The 12004-nt window shown below is 66.5% G+C and carries 11 protein-coding genes and 4 pseudogenes; 8 read left to right on the plus strand and 7 right to left on the minus strand.

Annotated features, from left to right (window positions below):
- Positions 1-18: 18 nt before the first annotated feature.
- The 3 genes from X946_RS05965 to X946_RS05975 form a co-directional block, all read right to left on the minus strand.
- Complete coding sequence (locus X946_RS05965) at positions 19-1479, minus strand: efflux RND transporter periplasmic adaptor subunit (RefSeq protein WP_038744866.1); 1461 nt, start codon at positions 1477-1479, stop codon at positions 19-21.
- 24 nt (positions 1480-1503) lie between these two features.
- Positions 1504-2871, minus strand: coding sequence for a TolC family protein (locus X946_RS05970; RefSeq protein WP_038744867.1), 1368 nt, complete (start codon positions 2869-2871; stop codon positions 1504-1506).
- 355 nt (positions 2872-3226) lie between these two features.
- Positions 3227-3517 carry a hypothetical protein gene (locus tag X946_RS05975; protein WP_038744868.1) on the minus strand — a complete coding sequence of 97 codons (291 nt, stop codon included), beginning with the start codon at positions 3515-3517 and terminating at the stop codon, positions 3227-3229.
- Between the two features lie 166 nt (positions 3518-3683).
- Between X946_RS05975 and X946_RS35405 the strand changes: the two genes are divergently transcribed.
- Together X946_RS35405 and X946_RS36815 are read left to right on the plus strand one after the other, a co-directional pair.
- Entirely contained in the window at positions 3684-4112 is a 429-nt protein-coding gene (locus tag X946_RS35405; RefSeq protein ID WP_162483259.1) for a hypothetical protein, read from the plus strand.
- 143 nt (positions 4113-4255) lie between these two features.
- Positions 4256-4363, plus strand: a pseudogene (locus X946_RS36815) (signal peptidase I); the annotation flags it as partial.
- 198 nt (positions 4364-4561) lie between these two features.
- Here the strand turns inward: X946_RS36815 and X946_RS05985 are convergent.
- Positions 4562-5050, minus strand: coding sequence for an adenosine-specific kinase (locus tag X946_RS05985; protein ID WP_081989383.1), 489 nt, complete (start codon positions 5048-5050; stop codon positions 4562-4564).
- Between the two features lie 187 nt (positions 5051-5237).
- On the opposite strand from X946_RS05985, the gene X946_RS05990 reads away from it, so the two are divergent.
- The 3 genes and pseudogenes from X946_RS05990 to X946_RS36065 all read left to right on the plus strand — a co-directional run.
- On the plus strand, positions 5238-6212 hold the full coding sequence (locus X946_RS05990) for a cysteine synthase A (protein WP_038744869.1): 975 nt from the start codon (positions 5238-5240) through the stop codon (positions 6210-6212).
- Between the two features lie 99 nt (positions 6213-6311).
- The gene (locus tag X946_RS05995) at positions 6312-6797 is read left to right on the plus strand and encodes an aminoacyl-tRNA deacylase (protein WP_038744870.1); all 486 of its coding nucleotides are present in this window, start codon (positions 6312-6314) and stop codon (positions 6795-6797) included.
- 221 nt (positions 6798-7018) lie between these two features.
- Positions 7019-7205, plus strand: a pseudogene (locus X946_RS36065) (integrase core domain-containing protein); the annotation flags it as partial.
- A 225-nt stretch (positions 7206-7430) separates the two neighbouring features.
- Here the strand turns inward: X946_RS36065 and X946_RS06000 are convergent.
- Positions 7431-7730, minus strand: coding sequence for a ferredoxin family protein (locus tag X946_RS06000; protein ID WP_038744928.1), 300 nt, complete (start codon positions 7728-7730; stop codon positions 7431-7433).
- A pseudogene (locus tag X946_RS30375) lies at positions 7727-8056 on the minus strand (FAD-dependent oxidoreductase); the annotation flags it as partial. The gene X946_RS06000 and the pseudogene X946_RS30375, both read right to left, overlap by 4 nt.
- A 73-nt stretch (positions 8057-8129) precedes the next feature.
- Between X946_RS30375 and X946_RS34985 the strand changes: the two are divergent.
- The 3 genes and pseudogenes from X946_RS34985 to X946_RS30380 all read left to right on the plus strand — a co-directional run.
- Positions 8130-8270 (plus strand): hypothetical protein, encoded by a 141-nt coding sequence (locus X946_RS34985; protein WP_156439864.1) that lies wholly within the window; start codon positions 8130-8132, stop codon positions 8268-8270.
- A gap of 372 nt (positions 8271-8642) precedes the next feature.
- Positions 8643-9920: a nitrogenase iron-molybdenum cofactor biosynthesis protein NifE gene (gene nifE, locus X946_RS06010; protein WP_038744929.1), complete on the plus strand. Its 1278-nt coding sequence runs from the start codon at positions 8643-8645 to the stop codon at positions 9918-9920.
- 30 nt (positions 9921-9950) lie between these two features.
- Positions 9951-10061: pseudogene (locus X946_RS30380) on the plus strand (integrase core domain-containing protein); the annotation flags it as partial.
- 540 nt (positions 10062-10601) lie between these two features.
- On the opposite strand, the gene X946_RS06015 reads toward X946_RS30380, so the two are convergent.
- Entirely contained in the window at positions 10602-11990 is a 1389-nt protein-coding gene (locus X946_RS06015; protein ID WP_038744872.1) for an amidase, read from the minus strand.
- Positions 11991-12004 lie beyond the last annotated feature (14 nt).

The following is a 12004-nucleotide window of genomic DNA, read 5'->3' on the forward strand; positions in this document are numbered from 1 at the left end:
CGCGGCGCGTGCGGCGCGTCAGTGCTCGTCGGCGACGCCCTTGCCGAGCTCCGCCTTCAGCACGAAGCTGTTCGCGGCGGCGTAGATCTGGCCGGGCGCGAGGCCCTTGACGACCTCGACGCTCCCGGCGTCGCGCCGGCCCGTCTCGACCGACTGCGCGACGAAGCCCTTCGGCGTGCGCACGAACACGGCGGGCGCGCCGTCGATGTCCTGCAGCGCGTCGCTCGCGACCGCGACCGGCACGTTTTGCGTGCCCGCGTCGACGGTCACGTTGACGAACATTCCGGGCCGCCACGCGCCGTCGGGGTTCGGCAGCACGACGCGCGCGGGCGCGGTGCGGGTCTGCTCGCCGAGCAGCGCGCCGACGTACGCGATCGGCCCGCTCGATTTCGACTCGAACGCGGCTGCGTTGACGCTCGCGTGGCGGCCGACGCGCACGTCGTTCAGGCGTTGCGCGGGCACGGCCATCTCGGCCCAGACCGAGGACAGATCGGACACGACGAATACGTTCGCGTCGGCGGCGATCGCCTCGCCGGGCGCGATGTGCTTCTCGACGATCGTGCCCGCGAACGGCGCGCGCAGCTCGTAGCGGTTGAGCGCGCCGGACGCGGCGCTCGCGTTCAGCGCGGCGAGCTTTTGCCGCGCGTTCGCCGCGGCGATCTCCGCCTCGCGCAACTGCACCTGCGCCAGCAAATAGTCCTGCTCGGCGGAGATCCGCTCTTCCCACAAGGTCTTTTCTCGCGCGTACGACGTGCGGGCCGCCTCCAGCCGGCGCTCGGCCGTCATCAGCTCGCTGCGGCGGTCGGCGAGATCCGTGCTCGCGATCACGGCGAGCACCTGCCCCGCTTTGACGTTCTCGCCGATCGACACGGCGACCCGCTCGACGATCCCCGCGACGCGCGGCACGACGTGCGCGGTGCGGTCCTCGTTGAACTTGATCTCGCCCGGCAACTGGAAGCTCGCGACCACCTGCGCGGGGCCCGCGCGCGCGACCCCGATCTTCGCCGCGCCGATCTGCTCGTCGCTCAGCGCGATCGCGCCGTCGGCGCGCGAGAACGGGAACGACGCGCGCCGCGCGCCGATCTTCACGTCGATCGACGCGTCGAATACGTGAGGCTTCGCGATCGCCTGCGCCGACGTGTATTTCGCGCCCGCTTCCGAGAACTGCAGCGCGACGCGGCTGCCGTCGTAGCGGGTCAGCGTGCCGGAGACGCTCGCGCCTTTCGGCGCGGGCTTGCCGTCGGCGAACGGGTAGACGACGAGGCGCGCGTCGTCGGGCTTTTCCGACAGCACGATTTCGACCGACAGCGCGCCTTGCGCGAGCACCGTGCCGCCGTGCCGGCCGGCCGCGCCCGATGCGGGAGCGGCGGCGGCTCCGGCCGGCGTGGACGACGTGGACGGCGCGCGCGCGAGCGCCAGTGCGATGGCGAGAGCGCCGGCCGCGGCCGCCCCGGCGAGGATCAATTGCTTGCGTTGCATGGCGAGTTCTTCAGTGAAATGGGTTCAGCGAAGTTGGGCGAGGGGGCGGGACGCGTCGCGCGACGGCGCGCCGACGAGGCGATCGATGTCCGCGTACGACTGGTGCGCGTCGGCGAGCGCCAGCACGTAGCGCGACTGCGCGTCGAACAGCGTGCGCTGTGCGTCGAGCACGTCGAGGAAGCTGAACTTGCCGAGCTGGTAGCCGCGCGACATCGCGTCGAGCGATTGCCGCGCGGCCGGCAGCACGTCGGCCTTCAGCCGCCGCGCTTCGTTCGTCGAGCGCTCGAAGTTCGCGTAGGCCTGCGTGAGATCGAGCCGCAGGCGCGCGCGCTCGGCGTCGAAATCGGCGCTCGCCTTCGCGGCCTTGTGGACCGCTTCGAGAATCGCGCCCTTGTTCGTATCGAACAGCGGCAGCGGAATGGATATGCCGACGACTGCTTGATTGTCCGGCGCGCCGCCCGTGACGACGCGCTTGACGCCCGCGCTCACGGTGATGTCCGGCACGCGCTTCGCGCGCTCGATCGCGATCTGCGCGTTCGTGCGCAGCATGGCGGCCTTCGCCGCGCGAGAGAGCGGCGCGTCGTCGAGCCGTCCGAGCAATTGCGGCAACGGCTCGACGGTGGGCAGCGCATCGAGGTCGCCCGACGCGGTGCGCTCGCGCACGAGGGCGCTGCCCGTCACGTTGGCGAGCCGCGCGAGCGCCGCCGTCACGCGCGTCTGCGCGTTCGACAGCTCGATCTGCGCGGCCGTCTGCGCGACGCGCGCCTTCGTCGCCTCGACGGGCGACACCTTGCCGGCCCGCGCGCGCTTGTCCGCCATGTCGGCCGAGCGCGCGGCGATCGCCGCGGATTCCTCGGCGACCTGCAACTGACGCTGTGCGGCGAGCAGGCCGTAGAACGCGCTCGTCACATCGGCGCGCAGCGCGCTCGCGCGGCCGTCGAGCGACGCGAGCGCGAACTCGCGGCCGTACGATGCGGCGTCGACGCGCGAGCGCCGCTTGCCGCCCAGCTCGATCGTCTGGTTGACGAGGCCGGTCGTCGTCCGCTCCTGCCGCTCGAAGCCTTCCTGCAGGAGCGACACGGTCGGATTCGGCCGCGCGCCCGCCTGGACGAGCGCGCCGACGGACGCATCGGCGTCGGATTGCGCGCTCTTGAGCAGCGGGTTGTTCGCCGCGGCGAGGTTCAGCGCGTCGTCGAGCGACAGCGCGGGCGGGGCGGCGGCGGACTCGGCGGTGGACGCGGGCGGCGTCGGCGCGGAAGGCGCGCCGGCGTCGGCGGGCATGGCGGTCGGCCGGCCGGGCGCGACGGCGGGCGGTGCGGACTGCGCTTGCGCCTGCACCGCCGACGCCGCGATCGCGGCCGACACGAGTGCGGCGAAGATACGCTTGGGCATGGGTGATCGAGTTTGGGTGAAACGCGATCGATGCTACGGGGCGTGCCGCAATGCAAACATGAGGCGAACATGACATTTTTGTCACGTTCGCGCGGGAGGGGGGCGATCGGTGCGGCGGGGTTTGTCGGCGTGCGGAGTGCGGAGTGCGGAGTGCGTGTCGAGGGCCGATGCGGCAGATGCGGCAGATGCGGTGGAACGCATCTGCCGAGCCGGACATGGCGGATGTGTCGCGACGGCGCGCGGACGCGCGCTGGAGTCGAACGCCGTGACGCCGTGACGCCGTGACGCCGTAATGCCGTGATGCCGTGATGCCGTAATGCAGTGACGCCGGATCGCCGCTCAGTCGCTCGACCGCTCAGCCGCCGCTGACGGCCGAATGCGCGCCGGCGGCGGTTTCGATATCGACGGGACGCGGGTTCGCGCCCGGCGCGCCGTCGTTGCGTTGCGAGAGTTTCGCGCCGGCCGCGCAGTCGCGCGCACAGGCGGGCGACGGCGCGTCGCGCTGCGGCTGTTGCGGCTGTTGCGGCGTTTCGGCGCGAATCGGCTTGCGCTCCTTGAACACGCGCTCGGGCATTCCGTGCGCGAACGCGGATGAGACGGCGACGGCGAAAAGCGCCGCGACGGCCATGGATGTTGCTCGTTTCATCGAATGTCTCGCTTGGTGGTCGCCGCCGGAACGGCGGACCCGGCCAGTGTGACGACGGCGCGGTGCGTGGCGATGACCGCGCGGTGACAAGTCTGTCAGGAACCGGGCGAGCCGCGGCATTCAGGCGGCTTCCCGCGGCAGAGGAGCGGCGTCGGACGTCGTCGTCATGCGGTCGTCATGCGTTTCGGCGTTGATCCGCGCGGCGCGCGCCGCGCCGATCGGCGGAGCATTGCGTCAGTACACGCGCATCGCATGCAATGCAATCGCGGCGACGCATGCAAACCGCCGCGGCGAATCGTCGATCGAACGAAAACCGGGATTCGACACCCGTTCGGCGACAGGCGGGCGCGCCGCTCGCCCGCGCCCGCATCGGTTGATCGCCGCCGAATCAGCAGCCTTCGCGGCAGTCGGCGACGCCGCATGCGATGAGATTTCCCGCGACTTCGCGCAGCAGGTGTTGCGTGAGCGCGCCGGCGCCGCCTTGGGCGAGACGGAGCAATTCGATCAGATCTTGCGCGGCGAGGCTCATGTTGGTCTCCTTCGCTGCGGCGCTTCTCGAGCGCCGCCGCAAAACATGAAATTCTCTTTGTTGTGACCCAAGTATCGTCCACGGGCCGCACCGATCCAATCAGCCGACGACGAACTTCGCGTCATCCGCTGCAGCGGTTTGTCGGCGTTTTCCTACGCAATCCTCAGCGGAAATCGGCGGTATGGAGCGGGGTGACGGAAGGGGGCGGCGAGATCATGGGGCGCACGCGGCGCGTGGCGTTCCCGTTCGATCCGTCGCGGTTTTGTCTGCCGCGCGGCGAGCGGTTCGGCGCGCGCCGGGGCGGCTCGCTCGGTTGAACGGCGGGCATCGATAGCCGGCGCGGCGAGCGTCTGATTCGAGCCGGCATGCAGGCACGCCGGCACGCCGCATCGTGCCCGTGAACGGGGCGGTAAACGTGCCCGCGAAGTGCCCGCGAACGCATCGATCCCACGCAGCGCGCGATCAGCCCGAAATCGGCCGAAAATCGGCCCAAAGCGTCGTCCGCCGCCCGGCGGCTACGCCTTGTAGCCGATGTTGCGCAGCAGCGCCTTTCGCCAGCTCACATCCTCGTCGTTTTCGACGCCGAGCGGCGCAAAGCCGTCGACGACGCCGAGGATGCTGCGTCCTTGATCGGTCTGCGCGACGACGACCTCGGTCGGATTCGCGGTCGCGCAGAAAATCCGGCAGACCTCGGGCACGGCCTTGATCGCGTTCAGCACGTTGACCGGATAGAAGCCCTCGCCGAGAAACACGAGAAAGCAGTGGCCCGAGCCGATCGCGGTCGCGTTCCGGCACGCAAGCTCGGTCAGCTCGCCGTCGGTGCCGGAGCGGCGCACGAGGCGCTTGCCGGACGCCTCGCAAAACGCGAGGCCGAACCGAATGCCCGGCACGGTGCCGACGAGCGCCTCGTGGATGTCCTCCACCGATTTGATGAAATGCGTCTGACCGAGAATGAAGTTCGTCGTCTCGGGCTTGTCGATCGCAACGGTAAGCAATTGCAGCATGTCGCACCTCGTCTCGTGGCGACGCGAATGCACCGGCGCGCGAGCGCCGCAGGCCCGGTCGCTTTCGGGCCGCTTTCCAGCTTAGTACGCGGCTCGCGGCGGCGAAAGCGCGGTGCCGGCCGGTGCCGTCACCTATCCTTGATGTAGGTCGAGCCGCCGACGCGCGGGCGGGGAAGGGGGAACGATCATGGACGTGCGGCAGGGTTTCGTCGACTGCGTGGGACGCACGCCGCTCATCCGCCTGGCGAAGCTCAGCGCGGAGACGGGCTGCGACATTCTCGGCAAGGCCGAATTCATGAACCCGGGCGGATCGGTCAAGGATCGCGCGGCGCGCTACATCATCGAAGACGCCGAGCGGCGCGGCGCGCTGAAGCCGGGCGGCACCGTCGTCGAGGGCACGGCCGGCAACACCGGCATCGGGCTCGCGCATCTTTGCGCGGCGCGCGGCTACCGCTGCGTGATCGTGATTCCCGAGACGCAGTCGCCGGAAAAGATGGCGCTGCTGCGCACGCTCGGCGCGGACGTGCGCTCCGTGCCGGCCGCGCCGTACAAGGACCCGAACAACTATCAGAAGATCGCCGGGCGGCTCGCCGCCGAGCTGGACAACGCGATTTGGGCCAACCAGTTCGACAACCTCGTCAATCGGCAGGCGCACTACGAGACGACCGGCCCGGAAATCTGGCGCGATACGGCGGGCACGGTCGATGCGTTCGTCTGCGCGACGGGAACGGGCGGCACGCTCGCGGGCGTGAGCCGCTATCTGAAGGAGCGCGATCCCGAGATCCGCATCGTGCTCGCGGACCCGTGCGGAAGCGGGCTCTACAGCTACGTGAAGACGGGCGAGATCAAGGTCGAGGGCAACTCGATCACGGAAGGCATCGGATCGAGCCGCGTGACGGCCAATCTGGAAGGCGCGCCGATCGACGACGCGGTGCGCATCGACGATCCGGCGTGCGTGGCGATGGTCTACCGGCTGTTGCGCGAAGAGGGGCTGTACGTCGGCGGATCGAGCGGAATCAACGTCGCGGCGGCCGTCTGGCTCGCACGGCAGATGGGGCCGGGGCATACGATCGTGACGCTGCTGTGCGATCGCGGCGACATTTACCGCACGCGGCTCTTCAACCGCGAGTGGCTGCGCGAAAGAGGGCTCGAGCCGTCGTAGGTGCGGCGCCGCCGCATTGTTCGGACGAGCGAGCGCGACCTATTCTAGAGACATCCTGCCAACCGGCGGCGATCAACGTTTGTTAGACGGAGGTGTGCCATGTCGATGTCCGTCACTTTGCAGGACTGCCTGCGCCAGAAGGCTTCGCGATACGAAGTCATCCATCATCCTTACAGCCACTCGAACATGGAGGCGGCCGCGGCGGCGCACATTCCAGGCGACCGTCTCGCGAAGACCGTGCTGCTCGAAGACGCACAGGGCTACGTCGCGGCCGTGCTGCCGACCACGCACGCGGTGCGGCTTTCGGAACTCTGGGCGAAGACCGGACGCCATCTCGTGCTCGCGAAGGAAGTCGAACTGCGCGAACTGTTCAAGGACTGCGACGTGGGCGCGCTGCCGCCCGTGTGCATGGCCTACGGGATGCAGACGTTCCTCGACGAGAGCCTCGCGCAGCAGCCGGACGTGTATTTCGAGGCCGGCGACCATGAAGAGCTGGTCCACATGGATCGCGACGAGTTCCTCTCGCTGATGGACAAGGCGGAACGGGCGAGCTTCTCGCACAAGATTCAGGGCGTGGTTTCGTGAACGACTTGGCCGGCCTCGGCCCTCGAGCCGAGGCCGAGCAGCGGGCGCGGGGCGACGGGCTCGGAGGGGCCCGTCGCCCCGTTCGATTTGACTGGCGTCGCACCCGCGGGAGCAACGCCCCGCAAGCATCGGCGGGTAGCGCCAGCCGCCGGAAATCCTCGGGAGATTATTGTCGGTCGGCCCGCTCGGGCAGCGCGCGCCTCGTCATTCTTCGCGCGCTCGATTGCCTAAGCGAGCACTGGTTCACGAGCCTCGCGCATGCCCAGGTGCTTATCGCCGCCTGGCGCCTGGACTACAACGAGTAAAGGCGACACGGCGCACTGGATGGATTGCCTTTCGCCTGCAGCGTTCGCGGCGAAACTTCCGGCAACGGCGGATGCGCCTGCCGCTTTCCGGGAGCTGGTTTGAAGGGACTTTGCTAGAAGCCCGTTAGCCTTACTGAGGGGGCAGGTCAGTATCGTCCCTCGACATCACTCCAGGTAGTTCGGTCCCGCCCCTCGTTGCGGCAAATCGCGACGGGATAATGGTTTCTTGTCCGTTCAAATGCCGCTCTTGGGATCAAACGTTACCGGCAGATGGACGAGGCGTCTGGCGCACCATAACAGGCTATGTTCGGCTGGCGGTAGTGTTCCCTCAACCGAACTTGAACAGCACCCCGTGGCCGCCCCGCGGATACTCCCATTCGATGTTTTGATGGTCGCTGCACAGGATGCGGCAGCTTCCGCATTCGAGGCAGCCGTCGGTGATCAGCGTCACCGAGCCGTTGCCCTCGGCCTTGTAGCACGACGCCGGACAGACGAACGTGCAGCTCTTCAGACCGCATTCGTTCAGGCAGACGTCAGCATCCTTGATCCGGATGTGAGGCCGGCCCGCGTCGACGCGGTAGCGGTTCTGGAACAGCTTCTCCTCGACGTTGACTGTCACGGTGCTCATCGAAATGCCCTCCAAAGTTTGTATGCGTCGCCGACGAGGCCGGCGAGCGAACGGCTCTTGCGGAAGCTCGACATGATCGACCGCTCCTTGCTCTTCTTGTCGACGCCGTCGACGGTGATCATCGTGCGCGCGGCGTTCGCGACGAGATCCGGATAGGTCGTGAAGAACTGCGGATTGCGGTGCAGCGTGTTCGGCATGTCGCGGTACTTGCGCAGATCCTTCATCACGAAGCTCGCGTCGAGCTTCGACTTGTACGCCTTCAGCTCGCCCGCACGATAGCCGCGGCCGGCCGCCTTCGCGGCGATGACCGTCTCGGCGGCGACGCGATCGCTTCGCGCAACGAGCTGCCCCCGCCGGTGACGGATCTCACGGCGCTCACGCTTGTCGAGGCACGACCGCGTGCATCGTGCGACGGAGATGCGCGCGGGCGCGGCGTTGCTCGACCGCGTGAGCGCCGATGCGCAGCCGCAACGCTTCGAGCAGTGGCTGCTCGTCTGCGCGTGCGACTACGCCGCGGGGGCATGGCGGCGCGGGTCATGACGCCGCCGACCACCCGAAGGCGGGGTGGTGGCGCCGCGCGCTCGCGGCCTATGTGGTGGTGCAGGCGCCCGCGTCATCCCGCGCGTCGCTCGACGCGCGCCCGAGCGATTGCGCGGGCGGTCGCGATCGAGCGCGGGAACGGTTGAGCGGGTCGGCGTCGCGCGCGTGTCGTCCCCGTCGTCGATCGTGCGACGGCCGCCGAGCCCGCGCGCCACCGTCGATTGTCGCAATCCGTTCAAATCGTCCAAAGCGCGTCTCGATACCGACAACGCGCGCCGTCCGGCGTGCCGCTGCGCACGGTGTTCATGCGGTTCCGGCGCGTGGTATGGAACTTGCGGCTATCCCGTTGCCCGATCCCGTAAGGAGCCCGACATGTCCGCATCGCTGAAAGCCAAGATCGCCGAAGTGTTCGACGAGCCGGGTTGCGACAAGAACCAGGGCAAGAGCGAGAAGCAGCGCAAGAAGGGCTGCACGAAGCAGCTGTCGCCCGGCGCAGCCGGGGGCGGCTGCGCGTTCGACGGCGCGAAGATCGCGCTGCAGCCGATCGTCGACGTCGCCCATTTCGTGCACGGCCCGATCGCGTGCGAAGGCAACTCGTGGGACAACCGGCACTCGGCCTCGTCCGGATCGCAGCTCTACCGCACGGGCTTCACGACCGACATCAACGAGCTCGACGTCGTCTACGGCGGCGAGAAGCGGCTCTTCAAGAGCGTGCGCGAGATCATCGAGAAATACGATCCGCCGGCTGTGTTCGTCTATCAAACCTGCGTGACCGCGCTGATCGGCGATGACATCGAGGCCGTCTGCAAGCGCGCGTCCGAGAAGTTCGGCAAGCCGGTGATCCCGGTCAACTCGCCCGGCTTCGCCGGGCCGAAGAACCTTGGCAACAAGCTCGGCGGCGAGGCGATCCTCGACTACGTAATCGGCACGCGCGAGCCCGCGTACACGACGCCGTACGACATCAACATCATCGGCGAGTACAACCTGTCGGGCGAGCTGTGGCAGACGAAGCCGCTCCTCGACGCGCTCGGCGTCCGGGTCCTGTCGTGCATCTCCGGCGACGGCCGCTACAACGAGATCGCCGCCTCGCACCGCGCGAAGGTCAACATGATGGTGTGCTCGAAGTCGATGATCAACATCGCGACGAAGATGCAGCAGCGCTACGGCATTCCGTATTTTGAAGGTTCGTTCTACGGCATCGGCGACATGAGCGACACGCTGCGGCAGATCGCGAAGCTGCTCGTGCAGCAGGGCGCGCACGCCGGCCTGATCGATCGCACCGAGCGCCTGATCGAGGCCGAGGAAGCGCGTGCGTGGAAGCGTATCGCGCACTACAAGGCGCGCCTCACCGGCAAGCGCGTGCTGTTGATCACGGGCGGCGTGAAGTCGTGGTCGGTCGTCGCCGCGCTGCAGGAGGCGGGGATGGAGATCGTCGGCACCAGCATCAAGAAGAGCACGAAGGAAGACAAGGAAAAAATCAAGGAGATCATGGGCGACGACGCGCACATGATCGACGACATGACGCCGCGCGAGATGTACGCGATGCTGCGCGACGCGAAGGCCGACATCATGCTGTCGGGCGGCCGCTCGCAGTTCGTCGCGCTGAAGGCGCGGATGCCGTGGCTCGACATCAACCAGGAGCGCCACTGACTTGAGACGTTTCTTGTAGCCATCGGTCCTGCCTTCATCGCACCGGGCAGTCCGTGGCAAAACGGGTTCGTCGAGAGCTTCAACGGCAAGCTGCGTGACGAATTGCTGAACCGGGAATGGTTCCGCAGCCGCGCCGAGGCCATTCGCCTATTCCGACAAGGAAACGGAATGGGCACGCCGTGTCGTAAGAGCCGCGCAGGCGAGTGGTGGCGAAGCAGTCTCCGTTGACGGGACGATGGTCGACAAACCGATAGTCCTTAAAGCACTTGAAATTGTCTCGATCTGCCGATCGATAGGCCATGCCATCAAATTGGGGGGGGCGTCATGGGCATCTGCGGACACGAGGCAGAGAAACGTATTTACTGGTCTCAGACCATCGCCTGCTTCTATCCGGTTTTCCTCAGAGGGGGGGGCGCGATCGCCGAAACGGCGATCACTCTTTTATTTCGAGATGTTGGTCAGCATCAACTCAACATGCAAGTGCATCGACCACCGTCGTCGTATCTCGAGGACGCATTCAATATGATATGTACTGCGACAACTTGTGATGAATTTGATGTGTGTACTGACGAAATATCGTGGGAGACACGTCGTGACATTAAGGTTAGGCCAATCCACGGGAATCATGGGCACGAGCTTTGGCAAAAATTATTTGGAATTGCCTGGAGAATTCTGGCCCTCTCACGCGCCTACCGGGTGTTTCGCATGCCAGTCAGTCGCGGATTGGAATGCGTTGGATGCGTTCACCAATTCTGCTTCAGAAAATGGTGCACCGATCAACTGAAAAACCAGCGGCATCGCGTCTGCAGAAAATCCGCAGGGCAAGACCACGGAAGGCAAACTGGCCATATTGAATGGGCATGTGAATCGATGGATGTCCGCAATAAGTTCGTCGTCAATTCTAGACATGCGTTCGATCGTCGGAACGCCAGCCGGCAATACAGGCAGCGCGACGAAATCGACTTGACTGAACAACGCCAGCAGCCTGCCTCGGAACTCCTGACGGCGCAACAGCAATCGTTGGTACTGCGTGCCCGGCAGTGCGCGTCCTTGCTCAATCAGCGTCGCGAGACTCGGACTGTATTCGCTTCTGCGAGATGGGTAGGTCGTATCGTGTGCGACTGCCGCTTGTACCGCGCATACCGGAAACCAGTCCCAGATCATTTCTTCGACATTTGGTAGCGCAACCTCCACGATCGTCGCGCCGAGGTCAGAGAGCGTCGCAATGGCATCGGAGATCGCCAGGGACATCACGTTGCTGAGGCGCGCGCCGAGCCACGACGTGTCGACGCCAAGCCGAACGCCTTCGAGGTCATGGCACGGCTCGACGGAAAATTGAGGCACTGCGCGGAGCGACGTAGTCGGGTCGGCGGGGTCCCGGCCGGCGACAATTCCAAGAGCGGCCGCAGCGTCAGCAGCCGATCGAGCGATCACACCAACGTGGTCGAGGGTCGAGGCAAGCTCGAACGTTCGATGGCGAGACACACGTCCCCAAGTAGGCTTGATACCCGTAACTCCGTTGGCAGCGGCGGGCAGGCGGATCGAGCCGCCAGTTTCGGATGCGAGCGCTGCGTAACAGAGACCGGCGGATACGGCAACCGCGCTACCGCTCGACGACGCACCAGGCCAATAGTCGGCGTGCCACGCGTTACGTGGTGTCGGGAACGGCGCCCGATGTTCCGCGTAAGCGCCCTCCGTCATAGACAACTTACCGAGTATCACAGCACCTGCTTCGCGCAATCGCCGAATGACTGTGGCGTCTTCCGTCGCAAGGGCATTGGCGCGAATTGCCATGCCTGCCGTTGTTGGCACTCCCTTCATGTCAAAAATGTCCTTCACTGCCACTGGCACACCGTGCAAGGGCCCGCGATCTATCCCACGCGCGATTTCCCGCTCGGCTCGGTTCGCTTCGGCGAGCGCGGAAGCTTCCGTTACCCGGATGTATGCCTGCATGATTGGGTCGACTGTATCAATGCGAGAAAGCATGATCCGAGTCAACTCAACCGCGGAGAGAAGCCGCCGCTTAAGCATCGACGATATCTCGGACACGCCCAAGTATGCAATATCCACGGTGGTATCAATTA

Source organism: Burkholderia sp. ABCPW 111 (genome assembly GCF_000773065.1).
Classification (GTDB): domain Bacteria; phylum Pseudomonadota; class Gammaproteobacteria; order Burkholderiales; family Burkholderiaceae; genus Burkholderia; species Burkholderia savannae.

Coding starts and splice junctions, on each gene's coding strand:
- X946_RS05990 (WP_038744869.1), top strand. CDS start 5,238: ATGGACGTGCGGCAGGGTTTCGTCGACTGCGTGGGACGCACGCCGCTC.
- X946_RS06000 (WP_038744928.1), bottom strand. CDS start 7,730: ATGAGCACCGTGACAGTCAACGTCGAGGAGAAGCTGTTCCAGAACCGC.
- X946_RS05970 (WP_038744867.1), bottom strand. CDS start 2,871: ATGCCCAAGCGTATCTTCGCCGCACTCGTGTCGGCCGCGATCGCGGCG.
- nifE (WP_038744929.1), top strand. CDS start 8,643: ATGTCCGCATCGCTGAAAGCCAAGATCGCCGAAGTGTTCGACGAGCCG.
- X946_RS05975 (WP_038744868.1), bottom strand. CDS start 3,517: ATGAAACGAGCAACATCCATGGCCGTCGCGGCGCTTTTCGCCGTCGCC.
- X946_RS35405 (WP_162483259.1), top strand. CDS start 3,684: ATGCGGTCGTCATGCGTTTCGGCGTTGATCCGCGCGGCGCGCGCCGCG.
- X946_RS05995 (WP_038744870.1), top strand. CDS start 6,312: ATGTCGATGTCCGTCACTTTGCAGGACTGCCTGCGCCAGAAGGCTTCG.
- X946_RS05985 (WP_081989383.1), bottom strand. CDS start 5,050: ATGCTGCAATTGCTTACCGTTGCGATCGACAAGCCCGAGACGACGAAC.
- X946_RS05965 (WP_038744866.1), bottom strand. CDS start 1,479: ATGCAACGCAAGCAATTGATCCTCGCCGGGGCGGCCGCGGCCGGCGCT.